Annotated in this window: 23 protein-coding genes; 15 read left to right on the top strand and 8 right to left on the bottom strand. The window is 40.2% G+C overall.

Annotated features, from left to right (window positions below; all coding sequences use genetic code 11):
• The first annotated feature begins 9 nt into the window (after positions 1 to 9).
• Genes R7F67_RS01470 through R7F67_RS01435 form a run of 8 tightly spaced genes read left to right on the top strand, consistent with a single transcriptional unit; the run spans position 10 to position 8,012 of the window.
• Positions 10 to 711, top strand: a complete 702-nt coding sequence (locus R7F67_RS01470; protein WP_258626496.1) for a VOC family protein — start codon at positions 10 to 12, stop codon at positions 709 to 711.
• 6 nt (positions 712 to 717) lie between these two features.
• Positions 718 to 1,755, top strand: coding sequence for a pseudaminic acid synthase (gene pseI / locus R7F67_RS01465; RefSeq protein ID WP_258626499.1), 1,038 nt, complete (start codon positions 718 to 720; stop codon positions 1,753 to 1,755).
• 6 nt (positions 1,756 to 1,761) lie between these two features.
• Positions 1,762 to 2,727 (top strand): glycosyltransferase family 2 protein, encoded by a 966-nt coding sequence (locus R7F67_RS01460; RefSeq protein WP_258626501.1) that lies wholly within the window; start codon positions 1,762 to 1,764, stop codon positions 2,725 to 2,727.
• A complete protein-coding gene (locus R7F67_RS01455) occupies positions 2,717 to 3,778 on the top strand; it encodes a hypothetical protein (protein WP_258626503.1) in 1,062 nt (353 codons plus the stop codon). Before R7F67_RS01460 ends, R7F67_RS01455 begins: the two co-directional genes overlap by 11 nt.
• Before the next feature lie 18 nt (positions 3,779 to 3,796).
• Positions 3,797 to 5,032, top strand: a complete 1,236-nt coding sequence (locus R7F67_RS01450; RefSeq protein WP_258626509.1) for an oligosaccharide flippase family protein — start codon at positions 3,797 to 3,799, stop codon at positions 5,030 to 5,032.
• Positions 5,022 to 6,137: a glycosyltransferase gene (locus R7F67_RS01445; protein WP_258626510.1), complete on the top strand. Its 1,116-nt coding sequence runs from the start codon at positions 5,022 to 5,024 to the stop codon at positions 6,135 to 6,137. Before R7F67_RS01450 ends, R7F67_RS01445 begins: the two co-directional genes overlap by 11 nt.
• A gap of 13 nt (positions 6,138 to 6,150) precedes the next feature.
• Positions 6,151 to 7,209: a hypothetical protein gene (locus tag R7F67_RS01440; protein ID WP_258626513.1), complete on the top strand. Its 1,059-nt coding sequence runs from the start codon at positions 6,151 to 6,153 to the stop codon at positions 7,207 to 7,209.
• Entirely contained in the window at positions 7,206 to 8,012 is an 807-nt protein-coding gene (locus tag R7F67_RS01435; protein WP_258626516.1) for a glycosyltransferase, read from the top strand. The genes R7F67_RS01440 and R7F67_RS01435 overlap by 4 nt, the downstream gene beginning before the upstream one ends.
• 1,120 nt (positions 8,013 to 9,132) lie before the next feature.
• Here R7F67_RS01435 and wecA read toward each other — a convergent pair.
• Entirely contained in the window at positions 9,133 to 10,218 is a 1,086-nt protein-coding gene (gene wecA, locus R7F67_RS01430) for a UDP-N-acetylglucosamine--undecaprenyl-phosphate N-acetylglucosaminephosphotransferase (protein WP_258626519.1), read from the bottom strand.
• Positions 10,219 to 10,866: 648 nt separating this feature from the next.
• Here wecA and R7F67_RS01425 point away from each other — a divergent pair.
• The 3 genes from R7F67_RS01425 to galU all read left to right on the top strand — a co-directional run bounded on the left by R7F67_RS01425 (position 10,867) and on the right by galU (position 14,032).
• Entirely contained in the window at positions 10,867 to 12,033 is a 1,167-nt protein-coding gene (locus R7F67_RS01425; RefSeq protein WP_258626522.1) for a nucleotide sugar dehydrogenase, read from the top strand.
• Between the two features lie 68 nt (positions 12,034 to 12,101).
• Positions 12,102 to 13,106, top strand: a complete 1,005-nt coding sequence (locus R7F67_RS01420; protein ID WP_258626528.1) for an NAD-dependent epimerase — start codon at positions 12,102 to 12,104, stop codon at positions 13,104 to 13,106.
• 47 nt (positions 13,107 to 13,153) lie between these two features.
• The gene (gene galU, locus R7F67_RS01415; protein ID WP_213896309.1) at positions 13,154 to 14,032 is read left to right on the top strand and encodes a UTP--glucose-1-phosphate uridylyltransferase GalU; all 879 of its coding nucleotides are present in this window, start codon (positions 13,154 to 13,156) and stop codon (positions 14,030 to 14,032) included.
• Between the two features lie 153 nt (positions 14,033 to 14,185).
• Here galU and R7F67_RS01410 read toward each other — a convergent pair whose 3' ends face one another.
• Together R7F67_RS01410 and tpiA are read right to left on the bottom strand one after the other, a co-directional pair.
• Positions 14,186 to 15,535 carry an MBL fold metallo-hydrolase gene (locus R7F67_RS01410; protein WP_318056793.1) on the bottom strand — a complete coding sequence of 450 codons (1,350 nt, stop codon included), beginning with the start codon at positions 15,533 to 15,535 and terminating at the stop codon, positions 14,186 to 14,188.
• A 294-nt stretch (positions 15,536 to 15,829) separates the two neighbouring features.
• Entirely contained in the window at positions 15,830 to 16,600 is a 771-nt protein-coding gene (tpiA, locus tag R7F67_RS01405) for a triose-phosphate isomerase (protein ID WP_005384863.1), read from the bottom strand.
• Positions 16,601 to 16,869: 269 nt separating this feature from the next.
• On the opposite strand from tpiA, the gene R7F67_RS01400 reads away from it, so the two are divergent.
• The 3 genes from R7F67_RS01400 to R7F67_RS01390 all read left to right on the top strand — a co-directional run bounded on the left by R7F67_RS01400 (position 16,870) and on the right by R7F67_RS01390 (position 18,654).
• Positions 16,870 to 17,217 carry a 5-carboxymethyl-2-hydroxymuconate Delta-isomerase gene (locus R7F67_RS01400; protein WP_017820736.1) on the top strand — a complete coding sequence of 116 codons (348 nt, stop codon included), beginning with the start codon at positions 16,870 to 16,872 and terminating at the stop codon, positions 17,215 to 17,217.
• 162 nt (positions 17,218 to 17,379) lie between these two features.
• Complete coding sequence (locus tag R7F67_RS01395; RefSeq protein ID WP_053303353.1) at positions 17,380 to 17,802, top strand: DUF805 domain-containing protein; 423 nt, start codon at positions 17,380 to 17,382, stop codon at positions 17,800 to 17,802.
• 558 nt (positions 17,803 to 18,360) lie between these two features.
• Positions 18,361 to 18,654: a GIY-YIG nuclease family protein gene (locus R7F67_RS01390; protein WP_054576873.1), complete on the top strand. Its 294-nt coding sequence runs from the start codon at positions 18,361 to 18,363 to the stop codon at positions 18,652 to 18,654.
• Here R7F67_RS01390 and R7F67_RS01385 read toward each other — a convergent pair.
• The 3 genes from R7F67_RS01385 to glpX all read right to left on the bottom strand — a co-directional run bounded on the left by R7F67_RS01385 (position 18,648) and on the right by glpX (position 21,171).
• On the bottom strand, positions 18,648 to 18,998 hold the full coding sequence (locus tag R7F67_RS01385) for a DUF3135 domain-containing protein (protein WP_054576874.1): 351 nt from the start codon (positions 18,996 to 18,998) through the stop codon (positions 18,648 to 18,650). The two genes, R7F67_RS01390 and R7F67_RS01385, sit on opposite strands and share 7 nt — an antisense overlap.
• Positions 18,999 to 19,158: 160 nt before the next feature.
• Positions 19,159 to 19,779: a helix-turn-helix transcriptional regulator gene (locus R7F67_RS01380; RefSeq protein ID WP_054576875.1), complete on the bottom strand. Its 621-nt coding sequence runs from the start codon at positions 19,777 to 19,779 to the stop codon at positions 19,159 to 19,161.
• Positions 19,780 to 20,163: 384 nt separating this feature from the next.
• Complete coding sequence (glpX, locus tag R7F67_RS01375) at positions 20,164 to 21,171, bottom strand: class II fructose-bisphosphatase (RefSeq protein WP_318056780.1); 1,008 nt, start codon at positions 21,169 to 21,171, stop codon at positions 20,164 to 20,166.
• A 348-nt stretch (positions 21,172 to 21,519) separates the two neighbouring features.
• Between glpX and zapB the strand changes: the two genes are divergently transcribed.
• On the top strand, positions 21,520 to 21,762 hold the full coding sequence (gene zapB, locus R7F67_RS01370) for a cell division protein ZapB (protein WP_005379536.1): 243 nt from the start codon (positions 21,520 to 21,522) through the stop codon (positions 21,760 to 21,762).
• 135 nt (positions 21,763 to 21,897) lie between these two features.
• On the opposite strand, the gene rraA is transcribed toward zapB, so the two are convergent.
• Positions 21,898 to 22,404: a ribonuclease E activity regulator RraA gene (gene rraA / locus R7F67_RS01365; protein ID WP_005379537.1), complete on the bottom strand. Its 507-nt coding sequence runs from the start codon at positions 22,402 to 22,404 to the stop codon at positions 21,898 to 21,900.
• Positions 22,405 to 22,480: 76 nt separating this feature from the next.
• Entirely contained in the window at positions 22,481 to 23,398 is a 918-nt protein-coding gene (locus R7F67_RS01360) for a 1,4-dihydroxy-2-naphthoate polyprenyltransferase (RefSeq protein WP_005383178.1), read from the bottom strand.
• Positions 23,399 to 24,108 lie beyond the last annotated feature (710 nt).

Genomic DNA, 24,108 nt, shown 5'->3' with positions numbered 1-24,108 from the left:
GAAATTTATATGAATGCAATGTTTTCGGCTTTAGGTGTACTTCATGTTGATCACTATGCTGTGACGACGAAAGACTTGATAGCTACATTGAAAGATTTTTTATCTGTTCCAGGAGCTAAGTTGCTTCGTGGCCCTGGAGAAAACCCGGCACAGCAAGTGTACTATGCATTTGTGGAGCTCAATGGTATGGGTGTTGTAGAGATACTTTCACCACTAGATGATCATTCTCCGATTCTTGGGCATCTAGGCTCAGGTGGTGGTGCTTATCATCTTTGTTATGCCGTGCAGGACATTGATAAAGCGATCAAAGTTGCAGAGCAGGATTTTGGTGCAAAACTTGTAGTTGCTCCTCGTGCCGACGGCGCATTTGATGGCCGTAGAGTCGCTTTTCTTGTTCATCCAAATCATGGTTTGTTTGAGTTACTTGAAGCTTATCCTGTAGACTCAATACCTGTATCTCATCAGTCTATTAAGCTTGAGGTTGTAGATTCAAAACAAGGCAAGCTTATGGAGATCTATCGTTCGGTTATTGATAGTGGCCGTCTTGACTACGATGGAACGGATATGGCAAGTTGCCCTGAATGGGATTCGTTTAAGCATTTGATGTTAATAATGGAAATCGAAAAGCAATTCGAAATATCGATACCTGCGTCTGATATGTCGACGTTGGATTCGTTGAAAAAGATTGATAGTTACCTGGCGAATAAGTAGGAAATAATGAAGATAGCAAATAGAGATATTGGTAAGGGACATAAACCTTACATCATAGCGGAGATGTCAGGTAACCATAATGGTGATATCACTCGCGCAATTGAATTGATTAAAGCTGCGAAAGATGCGGGGGCCGATGCTGTTAAATTGCAGACTTACACGGCTGATACCATCACAATTAATCACGATAGTGAAGAATTTATGATCCGCGGTGGCCTATGGGATGGCTCAAAACTTTATGACCTGTACGAGCAAGCACATACCCCTTGGGATTGGCATAAGACATTGTTTGATGAGGCTGAAAAGCTTGGTATTACCATCTTTAGTTCTCCATTTGACCATACCGCTGTCGATTTCCTAGAAAGTTTGAACGCACCGGCATATAAAATCGCGTCATTTGAGTTGATCGATTTACCATTGATTCGAAAAGTGGCGGCAACCGGTAAGCCGATGATCATGTCGACGGGTAACGCGAATTTGGCTGAAATTGAAGAAGCGGTTGCGGCAGCAAAAGCGGCGGGCGCGACAGATATCGTACTTCTTCATTGTACAAGTGGTTATCCGACCCCTGCATCGCAGGCGAACATATCAACGATGGCGGTAATGCGCGATGCATTTGCTGTAGAAGTGGGCCTTTCAGACCACACTATGGACATTGGTGTATCGGTAGCAGCAGTTGCATTGGGCGCATGTGTGATTGAAAAACACTTTACACTTGCGCGTGCTGACGGTGGTCCGGACTCGGCTTTCTCATTAGAAAAAGAAGAGCTTAAGTCACTAGTAACTAATTGTAATATGGCTTTTGAAGCTATTGGCAAGCCAAACTTCATTAGTACAGAGGTTGAACTGCAAACCAAAGTCCATCGTCGTTCACTTTATGTAGTGAAAGATATTAAGAAAGGTGAAGTGTTTACGGAGGAGCACGTGCGTTCAATTAGACCTGGTAACGGTATATTACCAAAGTATCTTGATGATGTTTTAGGGTCTAAAGCCACAGGAGACTTCAGCTTTGGAACTCCGATGAATTTTAAGATGTATGAATGATGTGTTATGAAAGTAAGCGTAGTAATACCAGTTTATAATAATACAGACAGTATAGTTGATTCTATAGACAGCGTCTTAAATCAAAGCTTTGGTAATATCGAAATTATTGTTGTTGATGATTGTTCGCTGGATGATACTTATTCATTTCTTGACAATAAGTATGCAGGCTCAATTGTCCTTATAAGAAGCGATGAAAATAGAGGACCAGGTGGTGCTAGGAATATAGGACTTAGAAAAGCAAAAGGCGACTATATTCTCTTTTTAGACTCTGATGACGTTATTCTTTACAATTGTATTGAGGTAATGGTTACTTCTGCAATAAAAAGTTGCTCCGATTTATTACTATGTGATTATGGAAAATTTTCTGAGAGTTTCGATTTTAAGTACGATACTTTTAAAAGTGATAGCACTGTAGATATAGTTCGCATAAGTAGTTTTGATTACTTAAGAATTCATGGTTATGCGCCTTGGGGGGTATTGATTAGAAGGGATATTTTGAAGGGAGATATCTTTCCAGAAAACATGATTGCAGAAGATATATATTCAACGCCGACTTTATTAAATATAGCTAACTCTATCTATTATATTAAAAGTGAGCTGTTTAAGTATAGGGTAAATCGAGACGGCTCTGTAACTAGTAATGTAGAACGACATAATCAGGCAATTATAAATGCTCTAAATCTATTAAATAGTAGTGGTAATGTATCAGATAGCATCCTGTTATATGTTAACTTACTTATTATTAGATATTTGTATCTTCAAGGGGTAGAGGTTGATACAATAAAGTATTTAGATAAAACTGCAAAAGTAAAATATAACAGCCAAGGTGGTAATATAATATTGAGACTAGAGTTATTTTTAGTCTACAAATATATAACTAGCCGTAAGTATATTTATCTGAACTTAATGAAGAAAGTTAGAGGTTTTTTTTCATATATTTCGTTACGGTTGAAAAAGTTGAATGATAAGTAACTATAGAAAACTTTGGAAAGTTAATTATAAAGGTTGTAGCGTTTTTGGCTATATAATTGCTAATATTGAAGGGAAACGTGTCACCAAGTTTTCACCCAAAATCAGGCTTTCAATAAAGGATATTAAAGGCTTTATTAGGTTTCTAAGCGTACCATTTCTAAATGATGACACTGTGGTCGTTTGTATCCCTGATAGAAAAGATCTACATGATTTTGTCGAACAGTACTTTCAAGGGAAGAAATTAATTAAGTTTGTTAGAGCGGAAGTAGGTTATGGAAATTCTTTTCTAATCGAGGCATTGCGAAAACTGTCAAGATTATTCTTTAAATTTTTCTTAATACTTCATAGAAATAGGCTCATAAGAGAGTTGGGCTTAGAGGAAAGCAAAGTTATAAAAAATGATATTGAGAGTTTTTTAGGAGACTACTATTTTAACAAAATAGTAGCTTTCTTCTTTAAAAATAAAAAGGTCTATTACTCAAACTGTGTCGTTCCAAAAGTTGAGAAGTACATGGGTTTAATGAACTCGACAGAACTCCAACATGGTGTTATCTATAAAGAACATTTTGACTATGCCAATATGGATAGAAATTATTTGTACGGAGGCTTTTTGGCGTGGAATAAGTATTGGGCTGATATTCTTAGAAATGAGTGCAATTATCCTTTGCCTATAAATCATGGTTCTTTTTCCGGGGAGTTAATAGATTTAGAAAGAAGGGAGAAAGGGGTTTTGATACTGACTACTGTAAGTGAAGAATTCTCTATTAACATCATTAAAAATTTCAACTTTAAAGATGTGACTCTGAGAAAACATCCAAGAGACTATTTTCCTTACAAGCAGAGAGGGTTTGTTGGAAAAGTCGAAAACTATACACCTTTAGTTGCATACGACAAGATTGTCTGCAATGATACAACAATAATTAAATCACTTGTAGATGCAGGATGCTATTTCTTTTATCTTGGATTAAGCTCAGAAAGTCACGTTGAAATTTATATGAAACTAAGAGAGAAGTACCAAGCAGAAATAAAACTTAATTATGAGATAATATGAGATGGTACTTAATACAATATGAATGGAGTATTTAAAAACAGCTTTATACTGGTTGTTATTAGAGCGGTCCAATATGGATTTCCTCTTCTTATATATCCTTACTTTCTTTCACTGTTTGGTTTAGAGAAATTTGGTGAACTCTCATTTTGGTTAAGTGTAACATACTTTATTGGTACTTTAGTAAGCTTAAACATGGAGTCCCACGCTTCTCAAATGTTGTTTAAGAACTCCGGAGTTGAACTCGAGAGAAAAAAAACAATTGCAATACCTCTTATTATAAGACTTTTGGTGTTTTGTTTATCGGTTGTAGGTTGGTTGAGCTTTACGCTATTCTACGCTAGTAGTTATGAGCATATGTTGTTAATCATGTTCTCATGCTACCCTCTTCTAAGTATCGGGTTGCAACCAAATTTCTATTTTATGGCTTTGGGAGACTATTGGCTATCTCTTAAAACTTTAGTGATAGAAAAAGTCATTTTTTTACTACTAGTATTTTCTATAATAACAAGTGATGAGTTATATTATTTGGTGCCTATGTGTTACTTTATGGGTTACCTAGTTTCATTTCTATTTCTTTATCGATATATAGTGCGTAGTAATGAAATAAAACTTTTTGATTATATTAAACCTGGTTATTTCGATATATTTAGAAGCTATACTAAAATTTCATTTAAATTACTTTTAGGAAAAATGACACAGGTTCATACAAGTCTATCCAAATTTCTTGTCGGGATAATCTTTAACTATGAATTAGTAGCGATATATGATGTGATAGAGAAAGTCGTCAATGCTCTTAAAGTTCCATTGGTAATATTATTTCAAGCTACTTACTCAAGACTAAAAATGAATAAAAGAGAGACTGGAACGCTTTTTATTAGTCTGGTTATATGTTCAATTTTCACTTACTCTATCGCTCTTTATATGGACGAGTTTATTCTTACCTATTTCCTGAAGAGTAACGTAGAAAGCGCGCTTTATGCATATAAAATCATGCTGTTAGTAGTTTTGAGTGTGCCATTTATGCAGGCCTATGGGGCAGGGTATATTGTAAAAGTTAAAGGGGCAGATATTTATGCTAACGTAATGATTGTATCCAATCTAATTTCCATCGCTGTTCTTGTATTACTTTATCTTAATGGTATTGATTTCAATAAATATGTTATGTGGGTAGTATTCGCGGAATTCATATTCGCGATGTTATGTTTAAGTCTATTTATAATATATAATTTCAAGAGTAAAAAAATTGTTAGCTAGAGTGTTTAATTTTTTCAAAAAAATTAGTAAATCTGAAATTTACGTAATGTATGTTGGAGATTATTCGAGTCAAATAGGCCCACCGAATTCAATGATATATTTATCACATTTGCTAGAAAAAAAATATACAGTTTCTATGACGAGTAACCTTTTAAAAGGTGATGCTAGTGGCGACAGCAAGACTAATAGAAAGCAGAATAACATCAGTAGAAAAAAAAATAATTTTTCAATCCCTTTTCGTAAGCATCTTGCTTCTATTAGATTTATTGCATTGGTCATTAGCTTTAATATAAAAGTTCTTGCTGCAAGATTGATGAAACCTAATATTAAATTCGTAATCACTCAACCATTACTTATGCCCTGGTACTCGTTTGAAAATGTCTATTTTATAAAAAGAGCAAATCTTGAAATTTCTAACATTGGAAAGGAAAATAAAGTTTTCCACTATTTTGAAAGTAGGTTTATCAAATCTAAGAGCTTTAAACTTATTTATCTTGTGAAACAAGACTATGATAGTGGTCACCCTTATAGCGTTATTCCAAACCATTTCTCTAATGAACGTTTTAAAGTTCGAGTTGCTAACGAATCCAGAATCCAAATGCATTCGGTAGGTACATGGAATAAAAGAAAGGGAGCAGATCTATTACATGAATTAAGCGACCTTTTAATCGAGTATTCTAAAGAGAAAATAAATATATATGGCGGGTTAGGTAGCGATGAACGATTAAACAAGTTACTAAAGTCAGAAAAAATTGAATATCATGGCGTTATCAGTAGTCCTTATAATAACTTTAACGCAGGCGACATATTTCTTTCATTTTCAAAAGTAGAAGGGTTGCAGCGTTCATTGGTCGAAGCATTATTCATGGGATGTATAATAATAGCGTTTCCAAGACCCGATTCTTTATCATTAAGAGATTATCCAGGAGTATTTATTATTGATCCTAATAATAAATACGACAGCTTAAAAACTACGTTACAACAGATCTACTCACTTAATTGTTTCGAGTTGTCTGAATTGGGGTTGAAAAATAGAAGCCTAGCTATGAACGACTTTTCTGAAAAAGGTGTTCTAGAATCTTGGGTTAAACTACTTTCTAGATAATGTTTGGTGTGAAATGAAAAAGGTTATTGATGTTAAGAACTTTATATTGGTAAGTTATATAATCCTCCCATCTATATTTTATTTTATACCGTATGTCGTTTCATATGAAAGCGGCTTTTTGAGAATGTATTTCTTTAATACATTCGATATTCCACATAATGTATTTGCTCGTTTTTTTTGGGGTTACCTTATCCTTGGTTTTTTGGTTTATAAAACTTTAAAGGTTACTGATTTTAAAATAATTTGTGAAGAACAGACAAGTGTATCACTTAATGTTTTTATAATTGTTTTTTACTTGGCATTTATGTATACGTCAATCAGCTATTTGAAATTGCTGTTAACTCCATTGTTTTATGTTTTTATTTCTTCTTACCGACCCAAGGCTTTAACTTTTCTCGTTCTTCTTTGTCTTTCTTCTATTAATATGGTCGTTTTTTATGATCGCTATCCGGTTATTCTGATTTTGATGATTTGGATGTTACCTTTCTTATCTAGACTGAGTGTGTTCAAGTTGCTGTTATCAGCGGTTATCGGTGTTTTTATTTTAGTTTTCTTATTACAGCCATTAAGAGCGGGATTGATGCCATTTTCATCCGGATTTGGTGAATTGTCTTATTTGATAAAACACTTGTTTCCTATCTATATCGGAGCATATTTACTATTAATTGAAGATTTTTCTTTTTCCCAGCTGTTGTCCGAAGCAGTACCTTTTATGAAGGGAGCTCTCGGATATGAAAGTGTAATTGAGATAATAGCACGAGAAGGCCTGCCTAAAGACATAATAGACATGGGTATTAGGCATGGCTCTAATAGTTCGATGTATTTTGATGGCTGGGGACCTTTAGTTCTTATTGGTCTACTTGTTACTCTTAATTTGTCTTTGAGATTCTTACGTCTTCAAAAATTAAGAAATGCAATCCTGTTAATGTTTGTTTTACAAGGCCCTTACTTTATAAGAAGAACTTTTGGTTCACTTTATATAGATATATTGGTAGTAATTTTTGTCAGTGTGATATTGCTATTGTATATTCAAGTCTTTAACTCTAATTCTAGTAGGAGAAATTACTTTTGAACCGTGTCGCCGTAATAATGTCGGTATATAAAAATGACAAGCTTGAGTTTCTTAAACAAGCAGTAGAGAGTGTCTTAGAGCAGACGTACAAATGTGATCTTTTCATTTATATAGATGGTCCGCTACCAGATGATACGTCTAACTATCTGAATTCTATGAGTTCACATCAAAGAATACATTTGGATGGGAATGAAAAAAACAAAGGACTTGCATATGCACTAAATTTTTTGATCGATAAGACAAAAGGCTATGAGTACATAGCCAGAATGGATAGTGATGATGTCTGTCGTATTGATAGAATTTATCATCAAGTTAAGTACATGGAACAATACAAGAGTATAGATGTTTTGGGGGGAGCGTGTAGAGAGTTTGGTGCTGAATTTGCATTAGAATACAAAGCTCTTCCTAATCATCATAACGAGTTGGTTAACTTCAGTATTTCAAGGTGTCCATTTATTCATCCAACGGTTATGTTTCGAGGAAAAATCTTTTCTGACAAAAATATGAGGTATCCTGAGAATACGGTTTTCACTGAAGATATGGCATTCTGGTTTTTATTAATTAAACATGGATACATATTTGCTAATATCGATAATATACTTTTAGACTATAGGATAAATGCCAATACAATAAATCGAAGAAAGGGCTTTTCTAAGGCTATTAGTGAAGTAAGGTTAAGGTTCCACTATATGAATGAATTAGATAGAGTTTCAGTGAAGAACTTTATTATGTTGTCTAGTAGACTTGTTTTTCATATTTTGCCATTAAAAGTCATGAAGGTGATTTATAATTATTGTCGCTAGAAATATAAATTTTTCTTTGTGTTCATTGTTTTTGGTTTATTTTTAATAAGCTCTTATGAGCTTTTCTAAAAATATAGCGTTTCATCGAGGTTATTTATTTTCATATGCCATGTGTTACTTAACTTTGTTAAAAAATAGACGTTGTAGCTATGAGCTTTCGAGATTTGAATAGGTTTTGTTCCCCAAAACATCATTACTCCGCGATATGAACAACTAACTTCACTTGAATACTGAGCTTAGCTGCCAAGCTTCACTACAAAACAGGCAATTAAAAACACTGTAGTCAAGCGTTAATCAATCGTAGTGCACTTACGTTTCGGATTGATGAAGAGAAGATATCGTGCAGTTATGGAAGAAAATCAAATAAGGAAACCGTAGAGGACTTTGTTCGTTTAGTGACTTAGCGATTACGAAGACTCTTATGATTAAGTGTGTATTTTCATTACTGTGAGAGGTCTTTGAGGGGGCATTTATTCTATTTTAAACTCGCTCAACTATTGTTGTCATGGCCTCATTATTAATGCATTAACACACGAACTAAAACGGTCAACGTCGTGCGTGAGGCAAAAACTAAAGTAGGAATCCAGTATTTACCCTTTGATACGCAGAGTTAAAAGCCTTCGGTGAGGGCGAATGGAAGGTAAAAAGAACTACTGACAGGTAATTCCTGTCTGGATAAAGTTACATTTAGTGTTCGTGCTGACGCACAGGAGATCATTGCCGCTTAGTTAACTTTATCGAACGGGAGTGACGGTTAAGCGTTCCCTATTTACTCAAAAACTCACCAAATAGTCGTAGCAACTACAAGCATTCGTTCTCAGAGATGGCGATGTTCAGTGTAAAGATAATTGTTGATGGCGGGTTAAGCTAAAGGAATTACGCTACCGAAGTTGGCTAGGCTTACTCCATGATAAAAGCGTTCAACAACCACACAGAGCTAGGTATGCTTGTAAGGATGCTGAACGCCTTGTAATTAGTTGTGTTGGGCGCCTTTTTAATCGAACTTGAATTAGGAAACAAAGACTAAAATATTATTAAACCACCACAGTTATGTGTTGGTGGTTACATAGGTTGTATTTCAATGTGCTGCTATCGAACGCTTAAAATTTCCTTGACTTTTTTATCGAGTAATATCCGAGTTTTCCGTTTGTGCGTTTTTTCCTAGTTTGTTACGTACGTAACGTGTGACTCGCCACACGTAAGCGAGAGTTATTGCATAGCCTACGAAACATCCAACAAATAAACCAAACATTACCACTTCAGGTAAATTCGCATTTTCACCATAGATACCGAAAGAAGCAAACGCCAAAGCAATAGTGCAGATGGCCACTAGGGTTTGGCGTGGGCCTAACCCCAATCTTTGAAAGATATGGTGTAAGTGTTCACGATCAGGTTTAAATGGTGAGTCCCCTCTTCGTATACGTCGGATCATTATTGCTGCCATATCCATAAGTGGTAATGCGATAAGCCAGAGTGCGGTAACTGGTCGCATTAGTGGTTCCGTTTGTTCAGTTTGGCTTACGCCAAGCAATAACCAAATCACGGTGAAACCAATCATCATACTTCCTGCATCGCCCATGAAAACCTTTCGTTCTCGACCTAATATGCCTAAGTTCATAAAAATGTAGGGTAGCATTGCGATGATAATTACGATGCACAGATATGCTGCGCCGTGTTGGCTATCTACTTGCAACAAATAGGCAAGTGCACCGAGGGTGACAATCGAAAGGCCACCGAGCAAACCATCAATGCCATCTACCATATTGAAAGCATTGATCGCACCAAGTACAGCTAAAATGGTAATAATGGTACCGAGCCAGCCAAGTGATATCCGTCCTAAACCGAACATATCACCAAGGCTATGTAGTTCAATGCCTGCAACTTTCATCATGACAATAGAAAGCAGCGCCTGAATACCCATACGGATTTTGAAGCTAAGATCGATCTTATCGTCAATCGCGCCAATTATCGTCAAGATACAAATGCACAATAGGTATAGCCAACTGTGTTCAATCGTATCAGGCTTAAATGTGAGGTATTGTGCAAGTACTAAACAGATTGAAATGCCACCAACTAAGGGAACTGCACCATCATGGAGTTTTCTTGCATTCGGTTTGTCTACCAAGCCAATTCTTTTGGCCACTTTACGCATCAAGAAAAGTGTAGCAAAGGAAAAAAAGAAGATAAAACTAAGCTCTAGAAACATATACTGCCAACAAATGATTTTTAATTATAACGCGATGATTTTAGCCTAAATGCAATCATTCCAAAAGAACCGATTTGTAACAACTGCGGGTCGTTACATCATTCTCGCGATATGACTGAAAAATTATCTTATTCAAACTGTATTTCTCTATGTTTGAGTTCACTCCAATGAAAACATGACATTTACTTCCGCTGAGGGATTTTACACAGAAATGTGAAAACGAATTACTTCCCTTTATCTTTGGCCTTGAAAATAAACGCTAATCCCGATTGTTGGAGGCCGCTCTTACAAAATTAAAACAAAGCGCAACAAAGGCTCGAAAGTGTATATGTTCGCAGAGGGGTGTAAGAGGGTTTAGAGTTGTCGTCCCTACCATTTGAAGTGGCTTTCTAGTTAAGCGCAATTATATAGAGTGAACTATGTTCTCACGTCGAAAAGCCTGAAACAAAACGGAAACAACACAAATAGCGGTCAGCAGACTTCAAGTTCATTCGTTACCCAAAGTTAAAGCAATAGCTTACCACTGTGTGGCTATTAGATTCATCGTCAGTTGAACGAATTCTATTTAGGATCATAAGACCTAACAAGCCTATGACCTTTATCCTTAGTTCTGATATTCTTTAGCAAAAATAAAATGAGGATTAACCCATGAAAATCGCAGTTGCGGGTACAGGCTATGTAGGTCTTTCCAATGCGATGCTGTTGGCTCAAAACCATGATGTGGTAGCGGTTGACATTATCCATGAAAAAGTTGATATGCTTAATAACAAGCAATCACCGATTTGTGACATAGAAATTGAGAGCTTTCTAGCAACGAAAACGTTGAACTTTGTCGCAACATTAGACAAACAGAAAGCGTATAAAGATGCGGAGTTTGTTGTGATTGCAACTCCTACTGACTATGACCCGCAAACTAACTACTTTAATACATCTTCTGTTGAAGCGGTGATTAAAGATGTCATGTCAATTAACCCTGAAGCAGTGATGGTGATTAAGTCAACTGTTCCTGTTGGCTATACAGCTCGAATCAAAGAAGAGTTGGGTTGTGAGAACGTAATTTTTTCTCCAGAGTTTCTTCGAGAAGGCAAAGCGCTTTACGATAACCTTCACCCTTCACGTATCATTGTGGGTGAACGAAGTGAACGTGCCGAAGTATTTGCTAGCTTACTAGTGGAAGGGGCCGTAAAAGACGATATTCAAGTTCTTTTTACTGACTCTACAGAAGCTGAAGCAGTTAAATTGTTTTCAAACACCTACCTTGCTATGCGTGTTGCGTACTTTAATGAGCTGGATTCTTACGCGGAAGCACACGGGCTTGACGCTCGACAAATCATCGAGGGCGTTGGTTTAGATCCTCGCATTGGTAGTCATTACAACAACCCATCTTTCGGTTACGGCGGCTACTGCTTACCAAAAGATACCAAACAGCTTTTAGCAAACTATCAAGAAGTTCCGAACAATATTATTGGTGCTATCGTTGATGCTAACCGTACGCGAAAAGACTTTATCGCAGATTCAATCATTAAACGTCAGCCAAAAGTAGTAGGTGTATATCGTTTGATCATGAAAGCTGGCTCAGACAACTTCCGTGCGTCTTCAATTCAAGGCATTATGAAGCGTATTAAAGCAAAGGGTATAGAAGTTGTCGTTTATGAACCTGTGCTTCAAGATACTGAGTTTTTCCATTCACGTGTTGTGAAAGATCTGAATGAATTCAAAAAATGTTCGGATGTGATTGTCTCGAACCGCATGGTCGAAGAGTTAGCGGATGTAGCTGAAAAAGTTTATACACGCGATCTATTTGGTAGTGACTAACCTCACACTTGATTAAGTTAAGCCAGTCTTAATTGACTGGTTTTTGTTTGTTTAGGAATCGGTTAATTATGAAATACTTAGTAACTGGTGCTGCTGGTTTTATTGGTAGTGCAACAGCGGAGAAACTTAATGCTGCAGGGCATGAAGTTGTGGGTATCGATAATCTAAATGATTACTACGATGTGAATTTGAAACATGCTCGACTCGCTCGTATTGAAAATCCACTGTTTAAATTTGTAAGTGTAGATATCGCGGATCGCGAAGCGATGGAGAGGCTGTTTGCAACTGAGAGGTTTGATCGCGTTATCCACTTGGCTGCCCAAGCTGGGGTACGTTATTCACTAGAAAACCCACATGCTTATGCGGACTCAAACTTAGTTGGGCATCTCAATATTCTTGAGGGATGCCGTCAAAACAAAGTAAGCCATCTGGTATATGCATCTTCGAGCTCTGTGTATGGGCTTAATGCAAAAGTTCCGTTTGCCACTTCAGATAGTGTTGACCATCCGGTATCACTTTATGCAGCAACGAAAAAGTCTAACGAGTTAATGGCCCATAGCTATTCTCATTTGTATGGCATCCCGACAACAGGTTTGCGCTTTTTCACTGTGTATGGTTCTTGGGGGCGTCCGGACATGGCCCCTTTTATTTTCACTAAGAAAATTTATGATGGCGATACTATCGATATCAACAATAATGGTGATATGTGGAGAGACTTTACCCATGTAGATGATATTGTTGAAGGTGTAGTCCGTATTGCAGACGTCTTACCAACTCGAAATGAAAGCTGGACTGTAGAATCTGGAACTCCAGCAAGCAGTTCTGCTCCATATTCGGTTTATAACATTGGTCATGGCTCTCCTATCAACTTGATGGACTTCGTTAAAGCAATTGAAGATGAACTGGGTATTGAAGCTAAGAAAAACTTCCGAGAGATGCAACCTGGTGATGTCTATCAAACCTATGCGGAGACAGAAGACTTATTTTCTGCGACTGGTTACAAACCAAGAGTGACAGTTAAAGAAGGGGTTGCTGAGTTTGTCTCTTGGTACAAAAAGTTTTACAACAAATAATAAATAGTGAGTTGAGTGCTCGCTATTAGTTGAGTTAGGTTTAAAAAATGATTAAAAAATGTTTATTCCCTGCAGCGGGCTACGGCACACGTTTCCTTCCTGCAACTAAGTCGATGCCGAAAGAAATGATGCCAGTGGTGAACAAGCCATTGATTGAATACGGTGTTGAAGAAGCGATTGAAGCCGGTATGGATGGTATGTGCATCGTCACTGGTCGTGGTAAGCACTCGTTAATGGATCACTTTGATAAAAACTACGAGCTAGAGCATCAAATTAGCGGTACAAGTAAAGAAGCGCTGCTTGATGATATTCGTTCTTTGATTGATTCTGCGAGTTACACTTACATCCGTCAGCGTGAAATGAAAGGCTTAGGTCACGCTATTCTTACGGGACGTGAATTGGTCGGTGATGAACCGTTTGCTGTTGTGCTCGCGGATGACCTTTGTGTGAATGAGGACCAAGGCGTTCTAGCTCAAATGGTTGAGCTGTACAAACAGTTCCGCTGTTCAATCGTTGCGGTACAAGAAGTTCCAGAAACTGAGACCCATAAGTATGGTGTGATTGCTGGAGAGATGATCAAAGATGATATCTTCCGCATTGATAACATGGTTGAAAAGCCAGAACCAGGCACTGCACCAAGCAACTTAGCAATTATTGGTCGCTACATCTTAACTCCAGATATTTTCGAGCTTATCGAAAATACAGAGCCAGGCAAAGGTGGAGAGATCCAAATCACTGATGCATTGATGCAACAAGCGCAATCTGGATGTGTTATCGCATACAAATTTAAAGGTCAGCGTTTTGACTGCGGTAGTGTAGAAGGTTACATCGAGGCGACAAACTACTGCTACGAGAACCTATACAAAAAAGCGTCTAGTGCTGAGCTTGCTAAAACACCAACTGTAAAGGTTGCTGAACCTGCATAGTTGTTCAGTCTCGTTACTAACGTGCTTTATCATGGCTTTCTCACGTATAAAGCTTAGTTAAAGCACGTTGATATTCAAATTCTTATGCTGTTTTAACTCATTAACAATAAGTAAGAACTAGGTTGTATCGTTCTAATGTCTGATGATATTAGTTTAATAAACCACCTCAATTCCTTCTGCTTCCAATTTCTCTCCTAACTCTTTTTTCGCTTCTTTCTCTCCATGTATCAAATGCACGGCTTTTGGTTGTGCTGGAATACCAGTAACAAACTTCAATAAATCGCTTTGGTCTGCATGTGCAGAATATCCAGAGATGGTATGGATCTGTGCGTTGGCTTCGATTGGTTGATTATCGATATCCACCGTGTGGCTGCCTGATTGGATTTCTCGACCTAAGGTTCCTTGCGCTTGATAGCCCGCAAACAACACATCATTTCTTTCGTATGGTAAGAGTGCTTTTAAGTAATTGACGATTCTTCCTCCTTCGCACATACCGGATGCCGCGACGACAATCGCAGGCTCATCGGTGGAGGCTAGTCGATTCACTAATGCTTGATGTTCTCGATGGTTTTCTACAGTAATGCATTGTTCAAAAGCGAGGGGATGACGATGATTGTTGAGCTTTTGCTTTGCTTCTTTTCCCCACAGTTTTTTGAAACGGCGGTAGGTCTTCGTGACTCTTTTCGCAAGTGGTGAGTCTAGGATAATTGGCAAAGAAGACGACAAGTCGCGTTGGTGAATCAGCTGTTCAATATCGAATAACAGTTCCTGTGTACGTCCTACGCTGAAAGCTGGGATCAGAATTACACCACCGTCTTGCAGTGCGTGATCGATAATGGCGTTCAAGCGCTTAGTTCGAGTGGCAATGTCTTCATGCTCTTTGTTGCCGTATGTGGACTCGATGAACAAATAGTCGGCACGCTTTGGCGGCATAGGATCGGGTAAGAGCGGGGTATTGGACGGACCTAGATCGCCGGAAAATACGATGATTTCATGATTGGGAAGTTTGAATTCCACGTAAGCGGAACCAAGAATGTGCCCCGCAGGCTGAAAGCGTAGGTAACATTGTTTGCCAAGTGGCAGCCATTGTTGGTAGTCATGGGGTCTTAGCTGTTTTTTAATAACATTGAGGACTTGTTGACGCTGGTGGAAGTTCAAACCCAGTTGCAGCTTTAATCCATCTTCTAGCATGAGCGGTACCAGTTCGGCTGTTGCTTTAGTGCAGTAAATGGGACCTTTAAATCCAGCAGCCAGTAACCAAGGTAGGCGTCCAATATGGTCGATATGAGAATGAGTCAGGACTAATGCTTTGATGTGTTTAACCGGAAATTCAATATCCAGTGATGCCTTGCGGTTGCCAAAATGGATGTCTTGGCCTTGAAAGAGTCCGCAATCGATCAAGATGCTGCCGTGTGGCAGTTTCAATTCATGACAAGAGCCAGTGACGGTATGTTTCCCACCATGGTGAATCACACTGGCGATGTCTGATATTGGTGTTGTCATGTCGATTGCTCCTCCTTGAACAAGCATAGGTCAATACTAAATCTTGAGGGTAGGGTAAGTGAATAGAGTTCGTTAGTTGGATGGAATTGAGTGGGAATAATCGGAAGTGCGATTAGGTTCTTTGTTTTGATGTAAGGCGTTTTTCGTTACTTAACTTTGGCTTTGACACATACGGTTAGTAGATTCCTGATGTCGTTGAGCTCCTTGGAGTGACAAAACTCATTAGATCGTAAGCAAACAAAAAGGGATGCATGATGTATCCCTTTGTTATTTCTACTCTCAGTAAAAACGAGATTACGCTTTTGCTTTAGCCGCTGCTTTAGCGATTGCTGCGAAGCTTTTCGCGTCTAGAGAAGCACCGCCAACTAGAGCACCGTCGATGTCTGGTTGTGAGAAGTAAGCTTCAGCGTTTTCTGGCTTAACAGAACCACCGTATTGGATGATTACTTGTGCTGCAACTGCTTCGTCTTTCGCTGCGATTAGTGCGCGGATAGAAGCGTGGATGCGTTGTGCATCTTCAGCTGTTGCTGCTTTACCAGTACCGATAGCCCAGATTGGTTCGTAAGCGATGATTGCGCCGTTTAGAGCTTCAACACCGTAAGTGTCGATAACTGCGTTGATTTGACGTGCACATACTGCTTCAGTTTCGCCAGCTTCGTTTTGCGCTTCAGATTCACCGATACAGAAAACTGGAGTTAGACCGTTTTCTTTTAGGAAATTGAATTTCTTAGCGATGAACTCGTCAGATTCGTTGTGGTATTCACGACGCTCTGAGTGACCGATGATGATGTGAGTAGCACCGAAATCTTTCAGCATTTCTGGAGACATATCGCCAGTGAACGCACCGCTGTTGTTTAGGTCAGTGTTTTGAGCACCTAGGATGATCTTGTTACCGCCTTCAGCGATTACGCGCTCTGCTAGGTCGATGTAAAGTGCTGGTGGAGCGACTGCTACGTCAACACCTTCAACGCCTTCAAGTTCAGCGTTAAGACCAGTTAGCAGCTCAGTTACCATTGCTTTGCTGCCGTTTAGTTTCCAGTTACCCATCACTACAGGACGACGCATAGGAATATCTCCCTTATCTTTAATGTAAATAGTCAATTAATGTAAAAAATCTACGTAGGAATATAACAGAATAATGTGAACAGATCATGATTGGCGTCATGTCTTGTCCGGCTTTCTTTGTTGATTCGACCAAGCATCGATCCTGTTATTTTTGTCAAAAGCAACCGATTGGTGATCGCGTAGACAGAATGATAGTTCATTCCTCGGAAATTGCTGCTGAGATTGGTATTACTACGCGCTGGAATTAATTGTTGTAGAAAGGAATCAAAATGCCAAATCTCGTTTTAGAGTATTCAAACTCGGTGGAAGAACGCGTCAATGTTCAGGGGTTGCTGGAGGATTTACATAAAACGGCGTTAGAAAGTGGCCTTTTTGAACTCGCGTCAGTGAAATCTAGAACGCTCCGGTGCCACAATTGGTTAATAGGAGAGGAGGGAGATAGCCTCGATTTTATCCATATCAACTTTGATTTGTTATCTGGTCGCTCCCAAGAACAAAAGCGAGAACTGTCACGAGCCTTGATGGCGACTCTTCAAGAGCAAGCTAGTCACGTGCACAGTTTAACGGTCAATATCCGAGACATGGATATAGATAGCTTCCAAAAGGTAGTGAACTAGGTGGTGCTGGATTGCCCGAGAATAGCGAGGGGTTATTGTTACGAATTCTCAGCCCGGCTCTGCTTGTTGTAAGGTCGTTGTGGGCACCCAAGCTATCGGTGTCCTTTCCAAACTATATCGACTCGGCTAATCTATAACCTTTCTACTTTGGGGTAAAATTTGATGTCGACTAAAGAGTTACTGTTTTCTTTTCAAGGACGTATAAACCGTAAAACCTACTGGATTTGGAACGTCATTTACTATGTGTCCATTCTAGGCTTTGGTGCCGGTATCAGCCAACTGCTTCCTACTCTCTCCTATGTGCTTCTTCCTATTTTCTTGGTGGTTCTGTTGCTCCCTGATTTGGCGATAACTACCAAGCGTTGGCACGACCGCAACAAATCGATCTATTGGCTAGCACTGAATATTCCGTTGATTATCGGACGAATTGCCACGCCAATGACCAGCCCAGCCGCGCAAGAGCCGTCGACCCCACAGATGTTCGTCGCTTCCATTTCTCTGATTTGTGGTTTATGGATTCTAATTGAATGTGGTCTCTTAAAGGGGACATCAGGACCAAACCAATATGGCCCTGAGCCGGAGTAATTGCTTCAAGTATCGTGCGTGCTGAAAGTAGATTCTTAGTCTCGCTAAGGCTCGCTAGAATGACGCTCCTTTTTGGTTTAGAGGCTGATAAAGTCATCGTTATTCTGAACAGAGAGGTGCGAGTGTGGTTCAGAATCTATCATCCGATTGTACGGTGGTTTAGGTGAACGGGAAAGAATAGGAGCTTGCTGTTACGAGATTTTTAGTCTCGCTAAGGCTCGCTAGAATGACGATCCTTTTTGGTTTGGAGGCTGTTAAAGTCATCATCATTCTGAACAGCGAGGAACGAGGTGATTCAGAATCTATCATCCGACTGTGCGGTGGTTTAGGTGAACGGGAAAGAATAGGAGCTTGCTGTTACCAGATTCTTAGTTTCGCTAAAGCTCGATTGAGTGACGAGCTCCTTTGATTTAGAGTCTGTGAAAGCCATCGTCATTCTGAACAACGAGGCACGAGTGTGATTCAGAATCTACGCATAGAGCGCTCCGAGTTTGAAATAAACTGACTGAGCTTGCGAATTACAATGGAAAAGTAACAGCGAATAATGAAGGAGAATGAATCATCGATAAGACACCTTGCGTTTATATCCTAACGTCGAATAACAACGCCGTTCTCTACATAGGTGTTACCAGTCAGCTGCCCCAAAGAATATGGCAACATAAAAATGGAGTGGTGGAAGGGTTTACTAAGAAATACAACGTTCATAAGTTCGTTTACTTTGAGTTATTCGACGATATGGCTAATGCTATAAACCGAGAAAAGCAGCTCAAGCAGTGGAAGCGTGAGTGGAAGTTAGCCTTGGTAAGAGAAACGAACCCTAACTTTCTCAATCTATCTACTGAGTATCAGTAAAAATCATCCCTATCTTTAAACGCGTTTAAGCTAACCACATCCGCTTTTTGTGTCGGTGCCGCTTCCCCTTCTAGCGCTGCTTTGAACTTTACGACCTGTTTTCGCAACTCGTTCATCAATACCACATTGGTGTGATGAGGGTTTTTACACGTGCTGATGACTCTATCAATGTGGCTTTGTTGAGCCCACAATCTTTCTTTCATATCTTCTGATGCGCTTTCGATCATCTCTTTCGCCATCTCATGACGAAATTGCTCAAAAGCTTCTGGATCTCGCTCTGCCATTCGAACCATTTCATCGAATGGAGGAAGCGTTTGGGATGGGATATGACGTAGATTAGACATCGATGCTCTCCAAATCCTTATGGAAATTGCCTTTAGTTACTAAAAGCCTATACCACTAGAAAGAGGAGAGAGGATGAATTCTTCAGCCGTCTCACTTATAAGAGAAGCTTTCAAGCTTGAGATTGAATAAGTGCGGCATGTCGATGTTTGGTTGTGGTGGTTACTGCAGTTGTTGGATGCGGTAAACGCAGCGTCTTTGGCCACTAATGATGTGTTCGGTACGCTCTACTTTGGTGTCACGTCCAAGTAAAGACTGAAAGACACTTAATTCTGATTGGCACAAGCTTGGGCAGCGAGTTGCGGCTTTACAAATCGGACAGTGATTTTCGATCAAGATAAATCCATTCTCATCTTTCTCGAGCTCGGCCATATAGCCTTCTTGCTCTCTTAATGTGACGAGTATTTCTAGTTTGCTTTGCAGAGAGTCGCATTGCTCAAGATGCTGACGATAACTTTGTAATGTGAGTTTTTCCCTTTCTGATGTGACTTTTTCCAGTCCATCTTTGCCAAAGATATGTTCGACAGCTTCTATAAACTGAATGGTCAACTCACCGTGACGGTCAGTAAATTGCTCATGACCTTTTTGAGTGAGAGACCAATGACGAGCAGGGCGACCAACTTTTACTTTTACGTCATGGATAGAAAGAATGCCATCATCTTCTAAACTTTGCAGGTGCTGACGAGCCCCCATAGTTGTCATCCCTAGCTCAGAAGAGAGTTGTTTTGCAGTGACGGAGCCATCACGCTTAACGATTTGCAATATCCTATCTACGGTCTTCATATACCCACCATTTATACGTCAGTACATATTATGCGCGATAGGGTTAGTAAAGAAAAGTGTTGACTTAATTTGAGTGTGGATTTGTAGGCGCTATGTTCATATGAGTCAATAAATGTCGTCATTCTGAACAGCGAGGAACGAGGTGATTCAGAATCTATCTTTTGGTTGAGTAGTGGTTAAGGTGACCAGGAAAGAATAGGAGTCTGCTGTTACCAGATTCTTAGTCTCGCTGGATCTCGCTAGAATGACGAGTTCTTTTGATTTAGAGCTTATTAAAGTCTCCGTCATTCTGAACGGCGAGGGACGAGGTGATTCAGAATCTACTGTCCGGCTGTGCGGAAAGAAAGGCTCAAGCTCAGACTGAGCGAGAGCCTCGAGAAATGCTTAAAGAATAATATCGCGTACTTCTGGATCTTTACGATCTAGGTAGTGAGTCGACTTAATGCGACGAATAGTACGGCATCGACCACGCACGAGCAGCGTTTCTGTGGTTGCAATATTGTCTTGACGAGAGATACCTTCCAGCAAGTCACCTTTAGTGATGCCTGTAGCTGAAAATACCACATTGTCGCTACGAGCCATGTCTTCCATTTTGAGTACAACATTTGCTTTTACGCCCATTTCATCGCAGCGTTTTAGTTCATCTGCACCGTAAATGCGGTTTTCTTCAGTATCGCCTTTTACTTCGTGACGAGGAAGCAGGCGACCGTGCATGTCACCGTCTAGCGCTCGAATTACCGCTGCTGATACAACCCCTTCTGGCGCACCGCCAATACAGTACATCATGTCCACTTCACTGTCTGGCATACAAGTTAGAATAGAGGCAGCGACGTCACCATCAGGCACCGCAAAAACACGTACGCCCATTGCTTGCATTTCTGCAATAACGTCATCGTGGCGAGGTTTCGCAAGGGTAATAACGACTAGGGTATCAAGTGGCTTGTTCAGGGCTTTTGCTACGTTCTCTAGGTTTTCTTTTAACGGCTTTTCTAAGTCAATTACGCCTTTTGCACCAGGGCCAACAACCAGTTTTTCCATGTACATATCTGGCGCTTTAAGAAAGCTGCCTTTCTCACCTGCGGCAAGTACGGCTAGTGCGTTCGATTGTCCCATTGCCGTCATACGCGTTCCTTCAATCGGGTCGACTGCAATATCTACTTCATCACCACCAATACCCACTTGCTCACCAATGTACAGCATTGGCGCATCATCGATTTCACCCTCACCAATGACAATTTCACCACTGATATCTGTTTTGTTCAGTAGCGTGCGCATAACTTCAACAGCTGCGCCATCGGCTGCGTTTTTATCGCCACGGCCAAGCCATTTGTAACCAGCCAGAGCTGCACCTTCAGTCACACGGGAAAATGCCATTGCTAAATCGCGTTTCATGATGTCTCCAAGTAAGCAAGAGGGAAGAAGAATTTGCGCGGCGATTCTATCACAAGGTCGAGTAAACGTTTGCCTTTTTGCGAGGCTTTTACTTTATCTAACTTGAATTTGATCAATACTTAGGGCGATTTTCAGCGTAGCGAGACGCAAAATCCTTGCTCAAAAATGCTTCGGCGACAAGAAAAGTCAGCGTTTAGTGAGATTGCGCTGATTTTTTGACCGAATGATGCAAAATATCGAATATAGTGAGTGTTTCTCATCGCGACGCTGAGTAGAATGAACCTTATATAGGTTAGGTGTGCATCAATCTCGCACATCGTCCCAACGGAATAACATAGGTAGGCCAAGATGTCTTTTGAAGTACTAGAACAACTAGAATCTAAAATTCAAACTGCAGTTGACACAATCACTCTTCTTCAGATGGAAGTCGAAGAGCTGAAAGAAGATAAAGCTAAACTTGCGGAAGAAGCGAACGAGCTTCGCTCTCAACGTGAAGAGCTAGAGCAAAAAGCACAACAAGCACAGCAAGAGCACGCACAATGGCAAGAGCGCATTCGTGCACTACTTGGCAAAATGGACGAAGTGGAATAATTCGGCTTCTTCATTCCAAATTAAAAACACCCGCGTTAAGCGGGTGTTTGTGTTTTAGGGAAGTAGATAATGTTGAGACAAGGCTAGGCGCTAAGAGCTAGGAGAAGGCCCTATAACTTAGGCGTCTAAGACTCGCTATGCTTCTTCATCCAACTCTAAATCAATATTCAATGGTTCAGGCGACAGGATAATTCCGGTGCTATCGGCATAAATATAATCTTCAGGTAAGAAGCTGACGCCGCCAAAGTTGACTGGTACATCCAATTCGCCAATACCCTGGCTGGTCGCGCCAACAGGAATCGATGCCAAAGCTTGAATGCCGAGGTTCATGTCTTCAAGTTCATCTACTTCACGGACACAACCGTAAACGACAATGCCTTCCCACTCGTTTTCTTCCGCAATGGTTGCGATTTCTGCATCGATAAGGGCTTTACGTAGGGAACCGCCACCGTCAATTAACAAAACGCGACCAAGTCCATCTTGCTCTAATGTCTCGCGGATCAACGAATTATCTTCAAAACACTTGATGGTGGTGATTTGCCCGGCAAATGAAGCGCGACCTCCAAAGTTACTGAACATTGGTTCAACCACATCTACCTGATCGAGGTAGATATCACAGAGTGCTGAGGTATTGTATTCCATAGCGTGCCTTTCTAAACAGAAATTGGTTGTCTTTGAGTATATCTAGGCATTAAGTCAATGCAATGACAATCCTTTTTTAACTTACTAGAGTTTGAGCTACCACAATTGTTGCAAACAAAACGTTGGTGACTAGAGAACATTTCACAATGACTGGCATCATTGGTGCTATCTGAGCGGGCTTTTGTGTATGCCAAACCGCTTTACCATGATCGGCCACGAAATAAATACTAAGTAAGAATGGCAAGCTAATCCAAACGGGTTTGTCTTGAATTAACAAGTAAGCCGCAAAGGCAAGGATAGCTCCGCCAAGTAAAATAAAGTGGTACTGTTTGGCTTTACGTTGACCTAAGCGTACCGCCACCGTACGTTTACCACACTCTCGGTCGTTCTCTATATCACGCATATTGTTGATGTTGAGGACTGCAACGGCGAGTAAACCGCAGCCTAAAGCAGGTAAGAATAGCGTGGTGTCTACGTGACCGGTATGCAAGAAGTAGGTACCGGATACGCCGAGTAAACCAAAAAACAAGAACACTGATATATCGCCAAGCCCCACGTAACCGTATGGTTTGCTACCCATGGTATAAGCAATGGCGGCGAGAATGGCCAAAATTCCCAGCCCGATAAAAGTGACAATGCTTTCCAGTGAACTTAGTGAATAGAAAACTAACACCAAGCCTGAAATGGCGGTCAGAACGATGTTAAAGATAATCGCCTGTTTCATCTGTTTGGCACTTACCGCGCCAGACTGCATCGCTCGTAATGGGCCGAGGCGTTTGTCGTTATCTGTACCTTGAACGGCATCGCCATAGTCGTTTGCCAGGTTGGACAGAATTTGCAGCAATGTCGCGGTTACGAAAGCCATGATGGCAATCGTCAGTGAGAAATGACCCGCCGAGTAGGCGAGCACGCTACCTGTTAAGATAGAGACCAATGCCAGAGGTAATGTTTTTGGACGAGCGGCTTCAAGCCAGATCTGTAGAGATTGTTTCATGGAAATTTCGTGCTAGTAACCAATGTGCCCAGTATAAGCACAAAGAGGCAGATACGCTATTGACCTAAAACAACTCAACTAGAAGTCAAAGGGCGATTCAGAATCTATCGTCAGGTTGTGCAGTGGTGAAGGTGAGTGGGAAAGAATAGGAGCTTGCTGTTAGCTGAGTCTTAGTCTCGCTTGAGCTCGCTAGAATGACGAGACCTTTTGATTTAGATGTCGTCTAAGTGACCGTCATTCTGAACAGCGAGGAACGAGTGTGATTCAGAATCTATCGCCCGGTTGTGAAGTGGTTAAGGTGAGTTGGAAAGAATAGGCGTCTGCTGTTAGCAGATTCTTAGTCTCGCTTGAGCTCGCTAGAATGACGAGATCTTTTTGATTTAGATGTTGTCTAAGTCACCGTCATTCTGAACAGCGAGGAACGAGTGTGATTCAGAATCTATCGTCCGATTGTGCGGTGGTGAAGGCGAGTGGGAAAGAATAGGCGTGTGCTGTTAGCAGATTCTTAGTCTCGCTTGAGTTCGCTAGAATGACGAGATCTTTTTAATTTAGGTGTTGTCTAAGTCACCGTCATTCTGAACAGCCAGGAACGAGGTGATTCAGAATCGATCATCCGATTGTGCGGTGGTGAAGGCGAGTGGGGAAAGAAAGGCGTTTGCTGTTAGCAGATTCTTAGTCTCGCTTGAGCTCTTAGAATGACGAGAACCTTG

The sequence above is a fragment of the Vibrio sp. YT-17 genome (assembly GCF_033337375.1).
In the GTDB taxonomy this organism is placed as follows: Bacteria; Pseudomonadota; Gammaproteobacteria; order Enterobacterales; family Vibrionaceae; genus Vibrio; species Vibrio alginolyticus.
This window is presented reverse-complemented; position numbering and strand designations above follow the sequence as displayed.